This is a genomic window from Paenibacillus sp. NEAU-GSW1, from assembly GCF_009737085.1.
Classification (GTDB): domain Bacteria; phylum Bacillota; class Bacilli; order Paenibacillales; family Paenibacillaceae; genus Pristimantibacillus.
In genome coordinates this window covers 14,258-34,337 of sequence record NZ_WOVL01000019.1, presented here as the reverse complement: position 1 = coordinate 34,337, position 20,080 = coordinate 14,258, and the positions used below count along the sequence as shown (strand labels likewise).

The window sequence follows — 20,080 nt, the reverse complement described above, 5'->3', positions numbered from 1 at the left end:
CAGACTCTTATTTTTTAGTTAAATGGAGCGTAATTTCTTCGCGGTTGTGGAACAGCTGTCTGGACTGCTCGATCACGAATGCAGTTGAAAGACGTTCCTTCACTTCGCGAATCGTTTGAAGCGGCTTGCGATGCATCAGTTTGACGGTAACGACCGCCGTCGCATGCGGCGCAAGAGACGGTTCCAGATCGAGCACGAGTTTGCACATTTGCATCGGACTCCAGCTCATATCGCAGACGAGCAAATCGAACGAGCCCGGTTGAAACTTCACATCGGCAGCGTTGCGCTTCAAGCAAGTCAGCATCGGATGGTTCGCAAGCGACGGATGCATCTCGCCCGGGTCAACCGCAGTTACGCGAACTCCGCGCTCCAGAAGCAGCGATGTCCATCCGCCCGGAGCCGCGCCGACGTCAAGCGCATTGCGGTATGCCGAATAATCAAGGCCAAATTCACGTTCTGCTTCCAGCAGCTTGAACTTGGCCCGCGAGATTTGCCCTTTCTCCCGTTGGAAACGGACGGCGCCGCCCGGCCAATCGGAAAGCATGTCCGACGGACTGCCGTATCCGATATACAGCTCGCTTTCGCCAGCGTATATCGCCATTATAACATCCGGTTGCTGAAGCGACGATTCAGCGCCCATTTCCTCCAGCACCGCATCCAGCAGCGCCTTTGTATCAGCCGCCGAATAAGGATACTTGGTAGCCTTCACTTTTCGCAAATGAATGGATACCCGCTTGTCCTCCAAAATAAGAGCCGCCCTTCTCGCGGTTTCGGAAAGCTCCTGCAAGTCATCCGCATCGCCATGTATGGCGATGACGCGGTCGATCGGCTGCATATGACGCAAAAAAGCAGGACGTTCGCTATGAACGGCATGAATAGCCGCCTCGCGGTCCAGCGACGTATCAAATATAAAAACCTCTCCGGCGACAAGCTGCGTCGCTTTCATATCGGGCAGAAGCCGCCGAAGTTCTTCTATCGCATATGGGGAATACCCCTGATTTGCCGTGCCAATCCATCGGCTCACACCGACACCTCCATCTAACAATCATTTCCGTTTTGCTATTTCCTCCAGCACTGCCGAAGGCATCGGCCCATTAAAGAGCTTAACATGCATTGGCGCATGCGTGGACAGCAGATGATACATTTGTATTCTTCCCGCTGCGCTCGACGTGTGCAAATATACTTGCTCCGGATACTTAGCCCGCTCTACCAAATGGCAGACGACTTCATAACCGGTCGGTTCGTTCCAGCCCAAATCATAATCCAAAGATAAAATGCCAATCGGCTCAGCGTCGATCAGCTGCTTGCATTCCTCTGCATTGCGGGCAAGCACAAAGCCTTGCGGGCAAGGCCGAAAATCGTCCAAAAAGACGTGAATCATAGATGAATCCCCCATTCACGCATCAGATTCAATTGCTTTTCGTATCGTCCATCCTCGTCTGGAGGCGTTTCCAGTATAAAGGGGACAGCTCGAAGTCCCTCCAGCGACATTATCCAGCGCATCGCTTCGAGTCCAATATAGCCTTGACCGACCGGTGCGTGCCGATCCCGCCGTGATCCTCCCGGATACAACGAGTCGTTAAAATGCACGGCTGCAACCGCATTCAAGATTCCCTGCTTTTCAGCTGTCTCAAGCCAAGCTTCGTCTCCTGCGCCTTTCCACATCCCGCTGGCAAACATATGGCATGTATCAAGGCAAAAGGCGAGCTTTGCCGGCTCATTGCATAAATTGCGAATTTGCGCCAGCTCCTCGAACGTCGTTCCCATAAACGCATGTTCGCCGGATTGTATTTCGATGAGCAGCTTAGCTTCTCCTGACCAATTCGCCGTCACCTCATTTAAGCTCTGAATAATCGATTGATAGCCTCGCAAAATCTCGGCTCCCTTATAGATGCCGAAATGCACGACAACGCCAATCGAGCCGCAATGCTCTGCAATGTCCAAATCATTGAGCAGCGATTGAACGACCCGCTCCCTAGCGCCCTCGCCGTCAGCCGCCAAATTGGTCGGATAGGGCGTATGGGCAATGGTTGCGATGCCGTGCTCGCGGCACAGATCGGCGCATTTTGCGGCATCCCGGCGATCAAAGCTTTTTACTGTCAAGCTGCGAGGGTTTTTCGGAAAGTATTGAAATGCGCCCATCCCGCTGTCCTTCGCCGTCTTGGCCGCTGCTGCATAGCCGTTACGAATGCTCAGATGCCGGCCGGTCCGCATCATCGCTTATTGGTCCTTCTGGCATGACGGGCATAGAAATGCCTTGCGGGAAGAAACTTCGATCTGCTCGATAGCTGTACCGCATTGTATGCAGGGCAGCCCGGCACGATCATATACTTTCTCATTTCCGTTAAATCCACCGGTCAGATGATCCTCTGCTGTAAACGGCATTTCCATATAGCCGCCGCGTGCCTGCGCCTCTGTTAGCACTCTATGCATCGAATCATAAAGGCGTGCCCACGTGTCATCGCCGATAGCTGTTATTTTTGTATCGGGCCTAACCGATGCGGCAAAAGCGATTTCATCCGCGTAACAATTGCCGATACCCGAAATTGCATGCTGATCGACGAGAGCCGCTTTGAGCGTTCCGCGTTTTTTGGCGAATCGGCTGACAAACCGCTCCAGCGTCAGACGTTTATCGAATGGATCCGGTCCTAGAGAGGCAAGCTCCTTGTCAACCTCTTTCACGGACATATGCTTCAAATAGCCTAGTCGCAAGCCGATGAAATAAAGATTGCCGCTCGTAAATTTGATCGTGACTTGTACTGTACGGTCCGGCTTTTGCTCGTCTGTTCCAAAAAACATGCTGCCGCCCAGCATTAAATGCAGCAACAGCCGTTTGCCGTTATCCAGATGAAACAGCAAATGCTTGCCGCGCCGCTCAATAAACCATACTGTCTTTCCCGCCAACGCTTCTTCAAACTGTTCGGCGGTCATATGAACGGAAGCCTCTCTCGTCACTTCCGTTCCTGTAATCTGCGCGCCGGCAATTCGATCCGACAGCATCAGCCGATAATTTTCCATTTCCGGCAATTCAGGCATTACCGCTCGCTTCCTTCCTGTCCGTTCGCTTCCTTCTCTTATATCCCGGTCGAGCTGGAAATATACGAGATCAGCTCATCTAAATTTGCACATACCGCATCGGGCCTGCAGCCGGCGATCGAAGCGTAGCTTTCCATATTGTCTGCGTTCGTGAGGCCCGTAAGAACCAGCACAGTCCCGCAGCCGGAAGCTTTGCCGGCAGCAATATCTGTCGCCAGGTTGTCGCCGACGACCCACGTCTCATCCGCTGTCAACTCCAGCTTATCGAGCGCATAATCCATTAAAATCGGCGAAGGCTTGCCGATCAACATCGGCTCTTGCCCGCCTGCCGCAGTCAGCATAGCGCCGATTGAGCCTGCTCCGGGCATTAAGCCCGTTTCCGACGGGAGCAGCAAATCTGGATTGGTCAACACATACGTTGCCCCGTTATGAATGTGGCGAACTGCTGCGGCAAGACGCGCATAGCTCAATTCACGGTCAATGCCTTGCAGCACGAAGTCCGGAGCTTCTTCAACCACTTGCAAGCCGGCTTCCTCCGCCGCTCGAATCAATCCGGCTTCGCCGATAATAAATACGGCCGCGCCCGATTTAAGCCGGGCAATATGCTCGGCAGCCGCTTGCGCGGAAGTGCATACCTCGCTTGCCTCCGCTGCGATCCCCATCGCATTCAGACGTTCAGCGACCGTCTCCGGCGCTGCGCTGGAATTGTTTGTGACGAACCGGTAAGGCAGCCGCCACTCTTTCAACTTATCGATCAGCCGGTCAGCGCCTTCTATTCGTTTCGTTCCATGATACAACGTGCCGTCCAAATCAAGCAAAATGCCGCCCGGCTTCGTCTCAATCCCATGCTCTTTCATTTCCCCTGCATCCTTCCCGACTTGCGCTGAAGCCGTTCTTGGCGATTCCGAAGGCTGGCGAGCTCCGCTCTTTTCTTCGCGTCTGCCCGGCCAAGGAGCGGATTGCCAAGCGCATGCTCCAGCGCCTCTGTTGCGTATTGTAAAGCCGAACTGTAATCTTTCAGCTTATGTTCATAGTACATCGACAGCTCCACGCAAGCGTTCAATGAAGCCGCACCATACTTAACCGGAACAGCTATAGCCTTCTGCCACAATAACACAGCTCGGGTCCAATTTCCAGCCTTCTTGTCACGCCCTGCGAGCTTAAGCAAAGCGTCCGCTTCGCCACCCTCGGCATCTGCGGCGAGCGCAAAAAGCAGCTCGGCTCTTTCGAGCAGTCCCATTTTCTCCAGCCACAATCCAGTGCGCACCAGCTCCTCGGTTTGCTCCGGAAGAGCCACATACCGCTTAGGCCAATCCTGCGCCTCATCCATTGTCTTGTTCCCTAGCAGATGGCCGAAACGAATGGCAAGGCAGGCAAGCGACAGCATATCGATTTCATTGTGGCGGAACACGCCCTTTAACGTATCCGGTTCGCCGTCAGCTAAATATTGAAAATAGAGCTGCGGGGCAAGCGAGCCCGGAACATCGTCGATGCGCTCGATGCCAAGCCGTTCCTCCTCCACATGGCTAAGCTTGCAGGAAGTTAACGTATTGCGCCATATGCTGCGGGCGGGATGAAGAAAATCAAGATGCAGCGGCTCCCATGCGCGGCTGTTTCTGCCGTTCATAATAAAACGGTTCAGCATAACGGGCCAATCGAACGTTTTCCCATTATAGGTCACCAGGTATCGGAAGCTAGGAAGCATCGTTTCCAAATACGCGAGCATCGCTCTCTCCTCTGCCGGATGCCGAATAAGCGTTTGCTCCACGACAAACTGCTCCCCTTGCAAATAGGCAATGCCGACCATAAAGGGCACATTGCCTGTACCGATGCCGAGCCCCGTCGTCTCCAAATCGAGAAACAGCAACTGCTCCGCATGAACCGTTTCGCCATGAAAGGCGGACAGTCCGGCCGCCGCTTCCCGCAGCTCTGTCAGCTGATGAATCCCGTGGCGATGGCTTGCCGGATATCTGGTTTCCCGAAGCAAAAATTCGCCTTCTGCATTGCATCGCAGCCGTACGCCAAAAGGCGTCCATTCCGGATGCAGCCGCTCTGTTTCAACTTCAACCGGCTGCGGCCGTGTCGCCTGTACGTCAGCCGCGGCTTGGTGCGCATCGGATGTTTCCGATAAGGCTTCGGCTGCGAGCGCGCCGGCCGCTTCGTTATAGCCAGTACTTACGCTTCCGCTCCCTCGAAGCCGATTCATTCGATCTCGCAGTGCGCTCATCGCGTCCCCTCCGATTCGAACAGCCTCTCTATCAAGCTGTTGTCATACAGATTCATTATATAGCCCCCAGTAGCTCTATAGCCTTTTGCTTGGCGTTAAGTCCTTCGATTTGCGTACCTATACATGAAGGGCAGCCGTCGGAGCAAGGGCATTTTTTTAACACGTTCTTCGCAGCGGCTTTTATTTCGTCGAAGCGCTTGTATACGTCTTCGGCCAAACCAATGCCGCCAGGGTAATGGTCATAAATAAAAATAGTAGGCAATTGCGTATGCTCGGCCCGAATCTGCGATACGACGTGAGTATCGTTTCGGTCGCACATGACATGAATCGGAACGATATGCCCCAATACATTGGCAATCCCGACCAGCAGCTGTTCCAGCGTTTTAGTATCCATGCTCGAATCGACTTCCGTCAGTTCTAACCAGGTCCCGCTGGTATGCAGCTCTTCTTCGGGAAGACTAATCGTTCCATACCCGATATTCTCGAAACTGGTTAAGCGGATTTTTTTAAAAATGGTCGGTATGGCGTTAATTCGCACCTCTCCGTAATGAATAGAAGAAATTCGTCTGCTTTCCGTTCTGTCAATATCCAGAACCTTAAGTTTAACGGCCAGGTTTGCGTCGGTGTAATAGTCGACTTCGACTTCCCGGACATAAGCTTTTTTATGTTCCCAGTCCAGCTTTTCCACTTGGAACTGGACGCCCTCGTGGAGATAGATGGCTTCGTCGTGAAGCAAGGTCATCGCGCTGAACCGGTCCATCTCTCCGATTATGTTTACGTTAGCTATGTCCGATTGGTCTATGATCACGACGTTTTCCTGAGCGGCGGAACGCAGACTTACTTCGCTGGCAGGGAAAGACTGGTTCGCCCAGTAGTAAGTACTTGCCGCGCGATGAAGCACCCTTTCTTCTACAAGGTATTCTAGCACCTCCTCTATTTCGCCTTGACCGAATTGTTCGCCCTGCTTAAACGGAAGTTCGTACGAAGCGCATCGTATATGATCGACAAGAATAAGCAAGTTTTCCGGATTAATTCGAGCCGACTCCGGGGAACGGTCGAAGAAGTATTCGGGATTCTGAACGATATACTGGTCGATAGGCGTATTGCTGGCAACCATTAATACAAGAGCTTCGCCGTGACGTCTGCCTGCCCGGCCTGCTTGCTGCCATGTACTGGCGACGCTGCCGGGATAGCCGGTCATTACGCACACTTGCAGCTGCCCAATGTCTACGCCCAGCTCCAGCGCGTTCGTACTTACTACGCCCAGAATGTCGCCGTTCCGCAGCCCTTTTTCGATTTCCCTGCGCTGGTTCGGAAGATAGCCGCCCCGGTAGCCGCGAATGGACTTAGCCGCGATTTCGTTTTTAACCAGTTCCTGCAAATGGCTTAAAATAATTTCGACCCTTACCCGGCTTCGGGCAAACACAATAGTTTGTATTTTATTAGAAAGAAATTGTTTCGCCAGCTGGTTTACTTCTGCCGTTGAGCTTTTCCGCAAATTCAGCGGCTTGTTTACGATTGGCGGGTTATAGAAAACGAAATGCTTCCTTCCTCTCGGCGCGCCGTTGTCGTTGATGAGTCGCATAGGCTCTCCGGTTAACTGCTCAGCCAGCTCCTTCGGGTTGGCGATTGTCGCAGACGTACATATAAATAACGGGCTGCTGCCGTAAAACTTGCAGACACGCTTAAGCCTTCTAATGACATTGGCTACATGGCTGCCGAAAACGCCCCTGTATGTATGCAATTCATCAATAATAATGTATTTCAGATTGCTAAACAGGCTTACCCATTTCGTATGATGCGGCAAAATCGCCGAATGAAGCATATCGGGATTCGTAATGACGATATGCCCGACTGTCCGAACGATCTGCCGAATGGCCGGGGCGGTATCCCCGTCATACGTGAAGCTTTTTATATCAATACCCATTTCCTCAATCATCTCATTGAGTTCGCTTTTTTGGTCTTGCGCCAGAGCTTTCGTCGGGAACAAATATAGCGCGCGGCTGCCGTCGTCTTCCGCTATCGTCTGCAGTACAGGCAGGTTATAGCATAATGTTTTGCCCGAAGCTGTCGGCGTGACAGCGACGACGTTCTCGCCTTTTCGAATCGTTTCATAGGCCGTGTGCTGGTGCGAGTAAAGTTCCGCAATGCCGCGTTTAGCCAGGGCGTCTTTAATGCGCGGGCTTACGCTCTCAGGCACCGGCTTTGTTCTGGCCTCCTGCGGCTGTATCTCATGCCAATTAATAATATTTTCATTTCCCCGCAATTCCTCGATTAGCTGGGAAAGCGTCTTTTTCTGAAACAAACAATCCACTCCTTAACTAGAACGGTTGTTCTTATTATAAATGGCGATACAAAAATAAAAAAGACCTGGCGTATGCCAAGACTTAGTAAATGTTCTCTTCGATATCCTGTTCATTTGCTCATAGAGTCTCTTATGCACGAATAATAATGGCAAACGGAACATTTGATGTGCAGTTTGCTGTTTAACCTACATAAAACAGGGGGGATCCCATCGTCATTTTAATGACTTATGGGACACCCCCTTTTCATATGTCTTACGGATTACGGACAAGGGATCATCATATGAAATAAATCATGAGCGGCATGCGAATTCGGGAATATAGCTCTCGCTTCCTGCTCAAGCTCCGAAATATGAAGCTCCGTAAATCTTGAGCTGAAATGCGTCATGATTAGCTGCTTAGCTCCAGCTTCGCGAGCCGCCTCCGCAGCTTCGGCTGTCGTAGAATGACCGTACAAATGTGCTTTTTCCTGCTGATCGGCTGCAAAAGTCGCTTCATGCACAAGCAGATCGGCGTTCCGCGCAAGCAGAACAGTATTCGAGCAAGGCTTCGTATCCCCAAGTATCGTAATGATTCTTCCTTTAAGCGGAGCGCCGGAAACTTCGGCCGCCGATATTGTGCTTCCGTCCGGCATCGTTATGTCGATACCTTTCTTCAGCATCCCGTAAAGCGGACCTTCGGGAACGCCAAGCGCCTTTAGCTTCTCCGCATTCAGTTTGCCGGGGCGATCATGCTCGACAATACGATAGCCAAAACAAGGAACGCGATGCTCGAGCTCCCTCGCTTCAATTGTAAATCGATCATTTTCCCAAATGACGCCCGCTTCAATTTCGTGATACTCAATTTCATAATCGAGATGCGTGCTGCTGAGACGAAGCGCCGTTTCCGTAAACTCGCGAATACCGGGAGGCCCAAACAATTTTAAAGGGCCGTTCCCGCCAACATACGATCTTGTGCCAAGCAATCCTGGAATGCCAAATGTATGGTCGCCGTGCAAATGAGTGACGAACAGCGCCTCCAATTTATTCAGCTTTAACGGCGTACGCATAAATTGATGCTGCGTCGCTTCACCTGCATCGAACAGCCATAACGCGCAATCCGGCTCAGGAAGACGCAGCGCAATCGATGTTACATTGCGTTCCTTTGTCGGCCTGCCGGCGCCAGTTCCGAGAAACCATATATCCATCACGTTAATCCCTCACATTGTTGCGAAGCGCATGACGTTTCTGTTATCTTTCGACCTTCTCGACATTGAAATATTGCGCTTCCGGATGGGCAAATACCATTGCGGAAACCGACGCTTCAGGTTCCATCATAAAGCCTTCCGTCAATTCCACGCCAATATCCTCAGGCTTCATCAAGTCGAACAACGGCTCTTGATCCTCCAAATTCGGACAGGCCGGATAACCGAACGATACGCGAATGCCTTGATAACGAGCGCCATGGCGCTGCTTCATAGTCATTGTTGGCGGATCCGGGTATCCCCATACATCGCGCATCATATGGTGCACACGCTCGGCGAGACCTTCCGCAACTTCCAATGCGACCGATTGCAGCGCATGCGAGCGTAAATAGTCGCCTTTTTCTTTCCATTCTTGCGCTAGCTCGCGCACGCCTTGACCCGCTGTAACTACGAGAAAGCCGACGTAGTCCATGACGCCGCTCTCAACCGATTTTAAATAATCGGCTAGGCACAAGTACGGATCAACCTGCTGGCGAGGGAACGTAAACCGTTTGATTTCTTTCGTATGATCCTGAGGATCGTAAATAATGATGTCATTGCCCGAAGATTGCGCCGGGAAAAACCGGTACATGCCGTGCGCTTGAATAATGCCGTTTACATGGCCCTCGTGAAGAATGCCATCAACGGTTTCTTTCAGCTGCACCGCTTTTTCATTGCCTTCGTTCAGCAGATTTTCGACATTGCCTTTCAAGCCCAGGTGATGGCCGAGCAGCATTTGCATATTGACGTATGGCACGATATGCGGAATCGGAACGTTGCGCAATACATGACGATCCGTATCCGGCGGAATGTAAACTGGCGCATCGGTCGAAATTTTCGAGCGAATGGCACGGGAAAGCTCAGGCAGCGGCTTTTTCTCTTCCGCTTCTTCCGCTCCGGAAGCCTTGTAAGCGGCCAGCTCTTCTTCCATTTTGGCGCGATGCTCTTTGTCCATCAGCTTGTTCGCAATATCGAGCCCGTCCATTGCATCCTTTGCATAAAGCACCAGACCGTCATACTCCGGACCGATTCTCGTTTTCGTAAACTTGCGAGTCAAGGCGGCGCCGCCAACAAGAATTGGCGCATCTATGCCGGCGTTGCGCATATCTTGCGCGGTTATAACCATTTGCTGAGCTGATTTCACGAGCAAGCCCGACAAGCCGATCGCATCCGCTTTCTCCTCGCGATATGCCTCAATGAGCTTCTCCGGCGGAACTTTAATGCCAAGATTAATAATTTTATAGCCGTTGTTCGAAAGAATAATTTCGACAAGGTTTTTGCCGATGTCGTGCACGTCGCCTTTAACCGTCGCCAAAATAATTTTACCTTTGACAGACGATTCATTTTTCTCCATGAACTGCTCAAGATGGGCAACGGACGCTTTCATTACTTCCGCGCTTTGCAGCACCTCGGCAACGATCAGCTCGTTATTGTTGAACAGTCGGCCGACCTCTTCCATGCCGCGCATGAGCGGACCGTTAATGACTTCAAGCGGCGAATATTTGTTGAGCGCCTCATCCAGATCCGGAATAAGCCCCTCTTTGGTACCTTCGACAACGTAGGAAGCAAGACGCTCCTCCAACGTAAGATTGGAGATTTTCTCCTTCTTCACAACCTTCTTCTCACGGAAAGCGGCAACGAAAGCGGCTAATGTATCATCGTTCGTATTGTAGATCAAATCCTCAGCCAGCTTGCGCTCATCCTCTGGAATCGAAGCATAACGCTCAAGCTTCTCCGTATTCACGATCGCGTAGTCGAGACCGGCTTTCGTACAGTGGTACAGATATACGGAGTTGAGCACTTCGCGGCCCGCATCCGGCAAACCGAAAGAAATGTTACTCAAGCCGAGAATCGTCTTCGCCCGAGGAAACTTCTCTTTGATCATCCGAATACCCTCGATCGTTTCTACAGCCGAACCGATATACTGCGGGTCGCCTGAGCCAACCGGGAACATGTTCGGGTCAAAAATGATATCGTCAGGATTCATGCCGTATTTATTAACGAGCAAATCGTAAGAACGCTCGGCAACTTCCATTTTTGCTTGGCGAGATACCGCTTGGCCGCGCTCGTCGATCAAAATCATAACGACTGCAGCACCGTACTGATGAATCAGCGGCAATATTTTTTCAAACTTCGATTCGCCATCCTCAAGGTTGATCGAGTTAATGATCGCCTTGCCTTGCGAATATTTAAGGCCAAGCTCAATGATATGATCATAAGTGGAGTCAAGCATTAAAGGAACTTTAATCTTTTTGACGACCTCTGGTATAAATTGATGGACAGCATACGCTTCATCAATATCGGTATCCTGCAGGTTGATATCGATGACATGCGCGCCGCCTTTAACTTGCGCTCTCGCAATTTCCGACGCTTCGTCAAACTTGCCTTCTTTAATCAAACGTTTAAATTTGCGGGAACCGGAAATATTCGTACGTTCGCCGATCATGATCGGACGATTTTCCGGCTCGATGTACACCGTATCGATGCCGGAAACTGCCGGTGCATGGGTGCCAAAAACGGTACGCGGCTGGAACTTGCTCATCATTTCGTCCATCGCGCGAATATGTTCAGGTGTTGTGCCGCAGCAGCCGCCGGCGATGTTCAGCCAGCCCTGCTCGGCAAAAGCAGACATTTTTAAAGCAAGCGATTCCGGCGATTCATGGTAATGGCCATTCTCGTCCGGCAGCCCGGCATTCGGGTAACAGCTGATCGCCGAATCGGCGATCTCGCTGAGCGAGCGAATGTGGTCGCGCATAAACTCAGGGCCAGTCGCACAGTTTAATCCGATAGAAATTGGCTTTAAATGCTCTAGCGAGATATAGAAAGATTCGATGCTTTGACCCGCCAACGTCGTTCCCATCGGTTCAATCGTGCCGGAAATCATAATCGGAAGTTCAATGCCCGTATGTTTATAAGCGTTACGCACACCAATGCTGCCCGCTTTTACGTTAAGCGTATCCTGGGAGGTTTCGAGCAAGATTGCGTCTACGCCAGCTTCAATTAGCGCGACCGTTTGCTCGAAATAGCTTTCGACAAGCTCGTCGAACGTGACGCCGCCGGTTACAGACAACGTTTTCGTTGTAGGTCCAAGCGCTCCCGCTACATAACGAGGGCGTTCAGGCGTTGAATATTTATCAACAGCGTTACGCGCAAGCGTAGCCGCAGCAATATTGATCTCTCTTGCCTTCTCGGGAATGTCATATTCGGCGAGCACGACGCTAGTTGCGCCAAAAGTATTCGTTTCAATAATATCAGCGCCAGCCTCCAGGTATTGCTCGTGAATACGTTGGATGACATCCGGGCGAGTCAAAACGAGCATTTCGTTACAGCCGTCCAGCTCCTCGCCGCCAAAATCCTCTTCTTTCAAATCTGCTTGTTGAATCATCGTCCCCATTGCACCGTCAAGGATTAGGATTCGTTGCTGCATAAGTTCTTTTATCGTAGGTTTAGACAAAATTCGGCACCCTTCTTTCCGAAAAATCATTAACAATTAGTGTAACAGAATCACTGCTTTGTGAAAAGGCAGTCCATCGACAATCTGCGATTTTTACGCTATAATTGATCATATCATTTAAATTCAATTGGAAAAGAGGGAATGAACATGGCTGAAATCCGAATCCGCAATACAGAAGAACGCATTACGGGCGAACAGAATGTTCGTCAATTTCTAGAAAGCCAAGAAGTGCTTTATGAGCATTGGGACGCAGGTAAGCTTCCTGAGCATCTGCAAAATAAATTTGTTCTTTCCGACGAGGAGAAAGCGGGAATTTTGGCTACCTTCGACGAGGAAATTCGTGATCTGGCTTCCCGCCGCGGCTACAAAACATGGGATTTGATCGCTTTGTCCGACGCTACGCCTAACTTGGATGAGCTGCTTAAAAAGTTTGAGCAAGTTCATACGCACACGGAAGATGAAGTGCGTGCGATTACAGCGGGCAAAGGCATTTTCATCATTAAAGGTTCCGAAGAAGTCGGTTACTTCGACGTAGAATTGGAAGCTGGCGACGTTATTTCCGTTCCGGAGACGATTCCTCACTTCTTTACGTTGATGGAAAACCGTCAAATCGTTGCGGTACGTCTGTTTATCGAAACTGAAGGCTGGATTGCTCATCCGTATGACGATCCTGCATTCAGCAAAGCACAATAATTTATTGTTCGAATAACGAAAAATCCCCGTACCGTCGATCGAAGGTGCGGGGATTTTTCGTCGTTTCTTATTGTTCGAGAAGCGTTAATATTTGCTCAAGGTGTGAGATCTCGTGGGAAGGGACGATTTCATCGTTGCGAACCGCACCATGGCGGTTGACCCATACGGAAGTCATACCGATTGTGTTCGCACCTAAAATATCAGTCGTCAGCTTATCGCCAACCATAATACCGTGATCAGGTTCGATGCCAAGTCGTTCAAGCGCATGGCGGAAAATCGAAGCTGCCGGCTTGCCTTCGCCAAACTCGCCGGAAATAATAATATGATCGAAATAAGGCACCAAGTCCGGTACGCCAGCCAGCTTTTCTCTCTGGAGGTCAGGAGAACCGTTCGTAAGCAAGAGCAGTTTGTATTTGCCTTTCAAATGGTCAAGCAAACGGAACGTTTCTTCATACACGTATGGACGTTTACGGCGTTCAGCAGGAAATTGCTCCGCCAGCTTTGTACCCAAATCTTCATTGTCTACGCCAAGCGCTTTAAGACCGCGCGTCCAGGATTCCTTGCGATAGTTTGGCGCGAGCTGCTCCAGCTTGCGGAATTCCTCTTGCTCGCCTTCACGAAAATTAGCCCAAAGTCCTTCAAATGGGTTAATGCCGATCATTTTTGTAAAAGGGAACGTTTCATACCCTTCATACAGCGCGCGCGCTTCGCGGCGAACCGCTTCTTCCAGCTCTACGGCGTCTACGCCGGCAGCCTCTGCGCCTGCTTGGCAAGTTACCTCAAACGCTTCTTTTACGCTGCGATCGTCCCACAGCAATGTATCGTCCAGATCGAATAGTACTGCTTGTTTAGCCATAGCTCTCATTACTCTCCCATTGTTTGTCTATTTTTGTTCAAAAGGCAAGTTGTTCACTTTCGCGAACTCCTGCAGACGCTCGCTAATATCGTCCGTCGGGTAGCGGTTCAGCACTCTGGAGAAAACCCAGTTGCCGCCTTTGTGCTGCTCGATGACAACATACCCTTTCTGAACGCTAATTCCTTTGATCGCCGAAACACCTAAACGCTTGTCCCCCGTCATCTTCCGCGTCTGAACGTAATCTTTGCCAACCGTAATATACGGTTTGCGCAAGAAAAACACCAATGCTAGAAACAAATAACAGCCGATGGTGACGTAAAACATCGTATCCGGCTTGAAGCCTTTGCTGGTTGAAACGAGAACAACGTACATCGAAATAAACAATACAAGAAGAATTGGCGCAATATAGCTTCTTCCTGTGTAACGGTCTTTCTTCTCGCTGCCTAGAGCGATGCTTGACGCACCTTGCTTCTTGCGCGCTTTATTGACTTGACTCATATTTTTGCGCACTTTGCGCTCCCATGAACGTGACACTCAGCTTCCTCCTAATCGGATTAACAATTATTGCTTCTTATCTTCCTGGTCTTCCACCCACTCAATATTGTCCAACTGTTGGCGGAAATTGTTTCTGAAGTTCTCCAAATACTTCTTGCGAAGCTCGTCGCGTTCCGCAAGCTCTTCTTCCGTCAAGCCAACCGTTTTATGTTTGCGCGATAGCTCATTAATTCGCGTAATTAATTGTCCCATTGCCAATTCACCTCGCTTGCAGTCTGAATAAAACCCTCCTACCTACTTTGACATTTCACGCCTTCAATTGTCAAGGCGAGCGCCGCTTCCGAAACAACAAAAAAGGACAGTCGAACGCTGCGATTCGTTCACTGTCCATATCAGATGTTACTGTTTCGGCATAATGAGCTGCTGTCCTGGCATCAGTTCCGACGAAGATAATTGGTTACGTTGTTTAATATCGTAAATATATCGTCTTATATCTTGAGAACCTTCTGTGAAACGATCCGCTATTTCCCATAGCGTATCTCCCGATGCGACAATAATTACTTGCTCATCGATCGTGACTGGAGCAACTTCACCAGAAGCATTCGTTTGTATTAATAGAAAGCTCGAGAACAACAATACAAAAACAATAATACTTACGATAGCTTTTAAAGCATGGCGTTGTAGCAAGCCTGTAATCTCTCGAATCGACTCGCTTGCTGCTGTTTCTTTCTTATGTATCGACTTATAGAAGGAAGGATTCATCATCATCATTATCAGCACCCCAAACATTTGTTCTGTTGTTCTTAGATTACACGAACAAGTGTTTGCAGTCAATACAAAAATGCGAACTTTTGTTTTTAGGAACTAATGTTTGTACGAACTCCGGTTCTGTGCTATAATTTGCTACAAAACTAGTTCTGGAGTGATCTCATGTCGAAGATTTCCAATCGCCAACAGTCGATTCTTGAATTTATAAAGAATGAAGTTCGAGATAAAGGCTACCCGCCTTCCGTTCGGGAAATCGGCGAAGCGGTCGGGCTCGCTTCCAGCTCCACTGTACACGGTCACTTGGACCGTCTCGAGAAGAAAGGCCTTATCCGCCGCGACCCGACGAAACCTCGCGCGATCGAAATCTTGGACCAAGAAGATGTAGACGGCATTATCCGCCCTGCTGTCTCCCATATTCCGATCGTCGGCAAAGTAACGGCCGGCGTGCCTATAACTGCAACGGAGAACATCGAAGATTACTTTCCGCTCGCAACGCATTACGTTGGCGACGACGATGTCTTTATTTTGAACGTAATGGGCGAGAGCATGATCGAAGCCGGCATCCATGACGGCGACTACGTTATCGTACGGCAGCAGCAATCCGCCAATAACGGCGATATTGTCGTAGCTATGACCGAGGACGACGAAGCGACGGTCAAAAGGTTTTTCCGCGAGAAGGATCATTTCCGGCTCCAACCGGAGAACCCCTCGATGGAGCCGATCCGACTTCGCAACGTTACCATTCTCGGCAAAGTAATCGGACTTTTCCGCGATATTCACTAAGCTCAACAACATTAAGAAGCTGTTCCCGCAATATCGGATGTTTCCGCATCCGTACCGTGGGAACAGCTTTTTTGTTCGCACTCATTTGCTAACGTTCCTCCACATCAGCGCTGACATGAACACATAACGTATCAAACTCGCTAAATAGCGAAATAAACTTCGCTTTTCAACCTCAAAACAAACCTTATATTCTCATTAGCGAACTAACTTTCGTTGAACAAGAACAAATGTTCGTCAATAAAGAAAAGCGATTCGTTAATCGTTTTCGACCGTCCCTTTTCATTGTAACCTGCGAAACTGGGTTCGCTATATTGCGAACGAGCTTCGCAAAAACATTTATCTGTTGAGTATCTTGCACTGAAACATGCCGTCATCTTCATTAAAAGTAACTTTAGCTCGCTCCACCACATCTTCATGCTCGAATTGACCCTCAGCTTGCAGCAACGCACCGTGCGCTGGGTGCGCGCGTAATGAGCATGCAATTGCGCACATTGCTTGATTACGAACCACATACGCTAATTAACGAACTATACTTCGCTATTCCGTCTCAAAACTAACCTTATACACTCATTAGCGAACTAAATTTCGCTGCACAAGAACGAATGTTCGCAAATAACGAAAAACGATTCGTTACTCTCGTTCTACCGCCCGTTTCCGTTGTAAACTGCGAAATTGGGTTCGCTATATTGCGAACGAGCTTCGCTAAGCACGCTTGAAGATTGGAAACTCTTTACTTCAGGCACTTCAGGCACTTCAGGCACTTCAGGCACTTCAGGCACTTCAGGCACTTCAGGCACTTCAGGCACTTCAGGCACTTCAGGCACTTCAGGCACTTCAGGCACTTCAGGCACTTCAGGCACTTCAGGCACACTTTCACTTGCTTCTCGGAAGCATTTGATAACCGTTTTGCAGGCACTCCCGCAATATCAGCTGCAATTCCTCCCTTTCGCTTCACAATAAAAAAATCCCCCGACGCCTAAAGGCGCCAAGGGATTTCCATCCTAGTAGAGCGTCAAATATTGATCGCGTTCCCACTGGTGAACTTGTGTTTTGTACATGTCCCACTCGATTTCTTTCAACTCGTAGAAGTGAGCCAGCGCATGGTCGCCCAGCGCCTCGCACATAACCTCGCTGCGCAGCAGCTCGTCAAGCGCTTCTCTCAAATCAAACGGCAAGCTCGGAACGCCGGACTCAATGCGCTCTTCTTCCGACATGATATAAATATTGCGGTCGATCGGCGCAGGCAGAACCGTTTTGTTCTGAATGCCGTGCAGACCGGCTTTAAGCATTACAGCAAGTGCCAGGTACGGATTCGCAGCCGGATCCGGATTGCGAACTTCTACGCGGGTGCTGAGGCCGCGGGATGCCGGAATACGGATCATCGGCGAACGGTTGCTCGCGGACCATGCTACATAACAAGGCGCTTCATAACCCGGAACGAGACGTTTGTAAGAGTTGATCGTCGGGTTCGTGATTGCCGCCATCGCGCGCGCATGCTGCAGGATTCCAGCCATGTAATAGCGAGCGGTTGCACTAAGACCCAAACGGTCGCTTTCGTCATAGAACACGTTCGTGTTGCCTTGGAACAACGATTGGTGACAGTGCATACCGGAGCCGTTAACGCCGAACAACGGCTTAGGCATAAACGTTGCATGCAGGCCGTGTTGTCTTGCGATCGTCTTCACGACAAGCTTAAACGTTTGAATTTGATCGGCAGCTTTAATCGCGTCCGCATATTTAAAGTCGATTTCATGCTGGCCAGGAGCTACCTCATGGTGGGAAGCTTCGATTTCAAAGCCCATTTCTTCAAGCGTCAACACGATTTCACGACGGCAGTTTTCGCCCAAATCCATTGGAGCAAGGTCGAAATAACCGCCTTGGTCGTTCAATTCGGTTGTAGGCTCACCGCGCTCGTCAGTTTTAAACAGGAAGAACTCTGGCTCTGGACCAACGTTCATTGCCGTGTAGCCCATTTCCTCCGCTTCTTTCAGAGAACGTTTCAAAATGCCGCGCGGGTCGCCGGCGAACGGCGTTCCGTCCGGCATATAAATATCGCAAATAAGACGAGCGATACGGTCTTCCGTAACCCAAGGGAATACAACCCATGTATCAAGATCCGGGTATAGGTACATGTCAGATTCTTCAATACGTACATAACCCTCGATGGAAGATCCGTCGAACATCATTTTGTTATCAAGCGCTTTATCCAATTGGCTGACCGGAATTTCAACATTTTTGATCGTTCCGAGCAAGTCCGTAAACTGCAGACGGATAAACCGGACGTTCTGTTCTTCGGCAATTCGTTTAATATCAGCTTTCGTGTAGCTCATGAGATCATCTCCTAAAAAAAGTTAGATTAGCGCTTTTGCCAAAAACGGGTTAATTGGCCTTGAATAAGCGAAGCTTGCCCCGGACGCTTCTCCAGCAGCTGCTGCTTGAGCAGGCGGTGAAGCTGCGCTTCCGAAAGCTCTTTGCGCTTGTTCTCCGATTGCTCGCTTACCATTGTGGCGTCGTCGGATTCTTTTGAAACCGGATTCATAACTTGCTTAATTCCAGCGATGTTTACACCCTTCTCAATTAACGCCTTTATTTCCAGAAGTCTTTCCACGTCGTTAAATGAGAATAAACGCTGATTGCCTGAAGTTCGCGCCGGCACGATCAGCTCATGCTGCTCGTAATAGCGGATTTGGCGGGCCGTCAGATCCGTCAGCTTCATTACGATACCGATCGGAAACAAGGCCATGTTTCTACGTATATCATCACCCATGTCGCATCAACCTTCCAAAATTGCTCGTTTATACGTATATATTAACGTCCTTCCAAAAACGTGTCAAGTTATGTTAGGTTTAATCACAATTAAATTACAACCAAATGACTTGAAACGAGTCGATGCAACGCAGTCAAAACGCCGTATTTAGCATGCGCATACGTTAGCCCGCCTTGCATATAGGCGATATACGGCTCGCGAATCGGAGCATCCGCTGACAGCTCCAGACTGCCGCCTTGTATAAACGTGCCTGCCGCCATTATAACCGGATGCTCATAGCCAGGCATATCCCAAGGCTCCGGCACAACGTGGGCATCAACCGCAGCCGCCTGCTGAATCCCTTGCACGAAGGCAATTAAATGATCCGCGCCGCCAAAACGAACCGCTTGAATCAAATCGGTACGCGGCACGTCCCAGCGCGGCTGAGTCTCAAAGCCTAGCTTCTCGAACAGTGCGGCAGCGAATACACTTCCCTTAACCGCTTGTCCAACCAGATGCGGCGCCAGAAACAATCCTTGGTAAATTGACCGCAGCGTGCCAAGCATAGCGCCAACTTCGCCGCCGATGCCCGGAGCGGTCAACCGATAGGACGCTGCTTCTACCGCGGACGCCGTTCCGGCAATATAGCCGCCAGTCGAAGCTAAACCGCCGCCGGGATTTTTAATGAGCGAGCCCGCCATCAGATCGACGCCGACTTCAGTCGGCTCTATCAGCTCGGTAAATTCCCCGTAACAGTTGTCGACGAACACAAGCACATCCGGTTTAATCGCCTTAACACGCTTTACCATTTCACCGATTTCCGCAACGGTGAAAGAAGATCTCCAGCTGTAACCTCTCGAACGTTGAATCCCGATAACCTTCGTTTTTTCGTTGATCGCCTGTTCAATCCGCTCCCAATCCAGCGCGCCGCTCTCCAATAGCGGCACCTCGCCATAGCCAATGCCGAAATCCTGCAGAGAGCCTGTCCCGTCACCTGGCTTGCCAATCACCTTATGCAATGTATCGTAAGGAGAACCGGTAATGTACAAAAGCTCGTCCCCCGGCCGCAACAATCCGAACAGTGCGACGCTGATCGTATGTGTGCCGGAGGCGAAATGCGGACGCACTAAAGCAGCCTCGGCGCCAAACACATCGGCGTACACGAGATCCAAAACCTCGCGTCCCCGATCGTTATAGCCGTAGCCCGTCGAGCCCGAAAAATGAAAATCGCTTACTTTGTAGCGTTGAAACGCCCGAATTACTTTCCAGCTGTTCTTTTCTGCAATGCGATCCACTGATTTGAGCTGGCTGCCTGCCAGCTCCTCCGCTTCCTCTGCGAGCCGCTCGAGCTTTTCCCAAAGCTCGCCATAACCCTTTAAATCATGCTGTCCATTCTGTTGCTCTTGCATGCTTGTTTCTACTCTCCCTTTTTTCGCTTCCCGTTATACATCCATTCCCGCAACATCACACATCCGCGTAACGTTAATATCCTCTAAA

Annotated in this window: 19 protein-coding genes; 2 read left to right on the top strand and 17 right to left on the bottom strand. The window is 50.2% G+C overall.

The window, feature by feature from the left end; translation table 11 throughout:
- Positions 1 to 7 precede the first annotated feature (7 nt).
- The 9 genes from GOM71_RS15495 to metH form a co-directional block, all read right to left on the bottom strand.
- Positions 8 to 1,024, bottom strand: a complete 1,017-nt coding sequence (locus tag GOM71_RS15495) for an SAM-dependent methyltransferase (RefSeq protein ID WP_367649635.1) — start codon at positions 1,022 to 1,024, stop codon at positions 8 to 10.
- Between the two features lie 21 nt (positions 1,025 to 1,045).
- Positions 1,046 to 1,381, bottom strand: a complete 336-nt coding sequence (locus GOM71_RS15490; RefSeq protein ID WP_156282664.1) for a cyclic-phosphate processing receiver domain-containing protein — start codon at positions 1,379 to 1,381, stop codon at positions 1,046 to 1,048.
- The gene (locus GOM71_RS15485; protein ID WP_367649634.1) at positions 1,378 to 2,217 is read right to left on the bottom strand and encodes a deoxyribonuclease IV; all 840 of its coding nucleotides are present in this window, start codon (positions 2,215 to 2,217) and stop codon (positions 1,378 to 1,380) included. Before GOM71_RS15485 ends, GOM71_RS15490 begins: the two co-directional genes overlap by 4 nt.
- A 3-nt stretch (positions 2,218 to 2,220) precedes the next feature.
- On the bottom strand, positions 2,221 to 3,036 hold the full coding sequence (locus tag GOM71_RS15480; protein WP_156282662.1) for an Fpg/Nei family DNA glycosylase: 816 nt from the start codon (positions 3,034 to 3,036) through the stop codon (positions 2,221 to 2,223).
- Between the two features lie 38 nt (positions 3,037 to 3,074).
- Positions 3,075 to 3,893 carry a TIGR01457 family HAD-type hydrolase gene (locus GOM71_RS15475; RefSeq protein WP_156282660.1) on the bottom strand — a complete coding sequence of 273 codons (819 nt, stop codon included), beginning with the start codon at positions 3,891 to 3,893 and terminating at the stop codon, positions 3,075 to 3,077.
- Positions 3,890 to 5,263, bottom strand: coding sequence for a ribonuclease H-like domain-containing protein (locus GOM71_RS15470; protein ID WP_156282658.1), 1,374 nt, complete (start codon positions 5,261 to 5,263; stop codon positions 3,890 to 3,892). The genes GOM71_RS15475 and GOM71_RS15470 overlap by 4 nt, the downstream gene beginning before the upstream one ends.
- A 55-nt stretch (positions 5,264 to 5,318) precedes the next feature.
- Entirely contained in the window at positions 5,319 to 7,568 is a 2,250-nt protein-coding gene (locus GOM71_RS15465) for a DEAD/DEAH box helicase (RefSeq protein WP_156282656.1), read from the bottom strand.
- A gap of 260 nt (positions 7,569 to 7,828) precedes the next feature.
- Positions 7,829 to 8,752, bottom strand: coding sequence for a ribonuclease Z (gene rnz / locus GOM71_RS15460; RefSeq protein ID WP_156282764.1), 924 nt, complete (start codon positions 8,750 to 8,752; stop codon positions 7,829 to 7,831).
- A gap of 43 nt (positions 8,753 to 8,795) precedes the next feature.
- Positions 8,796 to 12,215 (bottom strand): methionine synthase, encoded by a 3,420-nt coding sequence (metH, locus tag GOM71_RS15455; RefSeq protein WP_483311050.1) that lies wholly within the window; start codon positions 12,213 to 12,215, stop codon positions 8,796 to 8,798.
- A gap of 174 nt (positions 12,216 to 12,389) precedes the next feature.
- On the opposite strand from metH, the gene GOM71_RS15450 reads away from it, so the two are divergent.
- The gene (locus tag GOM71_RS15450) at positions 12,390 to 12,935 is read left to right on the top strand and encodes a 1,2-dihydroxy-3-keto-5-methylthiopentene dioxygenase (protein WP_156282652.1); all 546 of its coding nucleotides are present in this window, start codon (positions 12,390 to 12,392) and stop codon (positions 12,933 to 12,935) included.
- 67 nt (positions 12,936 to 13,002) lie between these two features.
- Here GOM71_RS15450 and GOM71_RS15445 read toward each other — a convergent pair whose 3' ends face one another.
- The 4 genes from GOM71_RS15445 to GOM71_RS15430 all read right to left on the bottom strand — a co-directional run bounded on the left by GOM71_RS15445 (position 13,003) and on the right by GOM71_RS15430 (position 15,057).
- Positions 13,003 to 13,791 (bottom strand): HAD family hydrolase, encoded by a 789-nt coding sequence (locus GOM71_RS15445; protein WP_156282650.1) that lies wholly within the window; start codon positions 13,789 to 13,791, stop codon positions 13,003 to 13,005.
- A 27-nt stretch (positions 13,792 to 13,818) separates the two neighbouring features.
- Complete coding sequence (locus GOM71_RS15440; RefSeq protein ID WP_367649633.1) at positions 13,819 to 14,325, bottom strand: hypothetical protein; 507 nt, start codon at positions 14,323 to 14,325, stop codon at positions 13,819 to 13,821.
- 27 nt (positions 14,326 to 14,352) lie between these two features.
- The gene (locus tag GOM71_RS15435) at positions 14,353 to 14,538 is read right to left on the bottom strand and encodes a DUF896 domain-containing protein (protein WP_173275680.1); all 186 of its coding nucleotides are present in this window, start codon (positions 14,536 to 14,538) and stop codon (positions 14,353 to 14,355) included.
- Between the two features lie 147 nt (positions 14,539 to 14,685).
- Complete coding sequence (locus tag GOM71_RS15430) at positions 14,686 to 15,057, bottom strand: LysM peptidoglycan-binding domain-containing protein (RefSeq protein ID WP_173275677.1); 372 nt, start codon at positions 15,055 to 15,057, stop codon at positions 14,686 to 14,688.
- Between the two features lie 159 nt (positions 15,058 to 15,216).
- Here GOM71_RS15430 and lexA point away from each other — a divergent pair, with 159 nt between their 5' ends.
- Positions 15,217 to 15,837, top strand: coding sequence for a transcriptional repressor LexA (gene lexA / locus GOM71_RS15425; protein ID WP_156282644.1), 621 nt, complete (start codon positions 15,217 to 15,219; stop codon positions 15,835 to 15,837).
- A 641-nt stretch (positions 15,838 to 16,478) separates the two neighbouring features.
- On the opposite strand, the gene GOM71_RS24115 is transcribed toward lexA, so the two are convergent.
- The 4 genes from GOM71_RS24115 to GOM71_RS15405 form a co-directional block, all read right to left on the bottom strand.
- Complete coding sequence (locus GOM71_RS24115) at positions 16,479 to 16,706, bottom strand: hypothetical protein (RefSeq protein WP_216651757.1); 228 nt, start codon at positions 16,704 to 16,706, stop codon at positions 16,479 to 16,481.
- Positions 16,707 to 16,838: 132 nt separating this feature from the next.
- Positions 16,839 to 18,167: a type I glutamate--ammonia ligase gene (glnA, locus tag GOM71_RS15415; RefSeq protein ID WP_156282642.1), complete on the bottom strand. Its 1,329-nt coding sequence runs from the start codon at positions 18,165 to 18,167 to the stop codon at positions 16,839 to 16,841.
- Positions 18,168 to 18,193: 26 nt separating this feature from the next.
- Positions 18,194 to 18,604, bottom strand: a complete 411-nt coding sequence (locus GOM71_RS15410; protein WP_156282640.1) for a MerR family transcriptional regulator — start codon at positions 18,602 to 18,604, stop codon at positions 18,194 to 18,196.
- Between the two features lie 89 nt (positions 18,605 to 18,693).
- Positions 18,694 to 19,992 carry a methionine gamma-lyase family protein gene (locus GOM71_RS15405; protein WP_156282638.1) on the bottom strand — a complete coding sequence of 433 codons (1,299 nt, stop codon included), beginning with the start codon at positions 19,990 to 19,992 and terminating at the stop codon, positions 18,694 to 18,696.
- Between the last annotated feature and the right edge of the window lie 88 nt (positions 19,993 to 20,080).

Coding starts and splice junctions, on each gene's coding strand:
- GOM71_RS15470 (WP_156282658.1), bottom strand. CDS start 5,263: ATGAGCGCACTGCGAGATCGAATGAATCGGCTTCGAGGGAGCGGAAGC.
- GOM71_RS15405 (WP_156282638.1), bottom strand. CDS start 19,992: ATGCAAGAGCAACAGAATGGACAGCATGATTTAAAGGGTTATGGCGAG.
- GOM71_RS15485 (WP_367649634.1), bottom strand. CDS start 2,217: ATGATGCGGACCGGCCGGCATCTGAGCATTCGTAACGGCTATGCAGCA.
- GOM71_RS15410 (WP_156282640.1), bottom strand. CDS start 18,604: ATGGGTGATGATATACGTAGAAACATGGCCTTGTTTCCGATCGGTATC.
- GOM71_RS15445 (WP_156282650.1), bottom strand. CDS start 13,791: ATGGCTAAACAAGCAGTACTATTCGATCTGGACGATACATTGCTGTGG.
- GOM71_RS15480 (WP_156282662.1), bottom strand. CDS start 3,036: ATGCCTGAATTGCCGGAAATGGAAAATTATCGGCTGATGCTGTCGGAT.
- lexA (WP_156282644.1), top strand. CDS start 15,217: ATGTCGAAGATTTCCAATCGCCAACAGTCGATTCTTGAATTTATAAAG.
- GOM71_RS15435 (WP_173275680.1), bottom strand. CDS start 14,538: ATGGGACAATTAATTACGCGAATTAATGAGCTATCGCGCAAACATAAA.
- metH (WP_483311050.1), bottom strand. CDS start 12,215: ATGCAGCAACGAATCCTAATCCTTGACGGTGCAATGGGGACGATGATT.
- GOM71_RS15430 (WP_173275677.1), bottom strand. CDS start 15,057: ATGATGATGATGAATCCTTCCTTCTATAAGTCGATACATAAGAAAGAA.
- GOM71_RS15490 (WP_156282664.1), bottom strand. CDS start 1,381: ATGATTCACGTCTTTTTGGACGATTTTCGGCCTTGCCCGCAAGGCTTT.
- rnz (WP_156282764.1), bottom strand. CDS start 8,752: ATGGATATATGGTTTCTCGGAACTGGCGCCGGCAGGCCGACAAAGGAA.
- GOM71_RS15475 (WP_156282660.1), bottom strand. CDS start 3,893: ATGAAAGAGCATGGGATTGAGACGAAGCCGGGCGGCATTTTGCTTGAT.
- glnA (WP_156282642.1), bottom strand. CDS start 18,167: ATGAGCTACACGAAAGCTGATATTAAACGAATTGCCGAAGAACAGAAC.
- GOM71_RS15450 (WP_156282652.1), top strand. CDS start 12,390: ATGGCTGAAATCCGAATCCGCAATACAGAAGAACGCATTACGGGCGAA.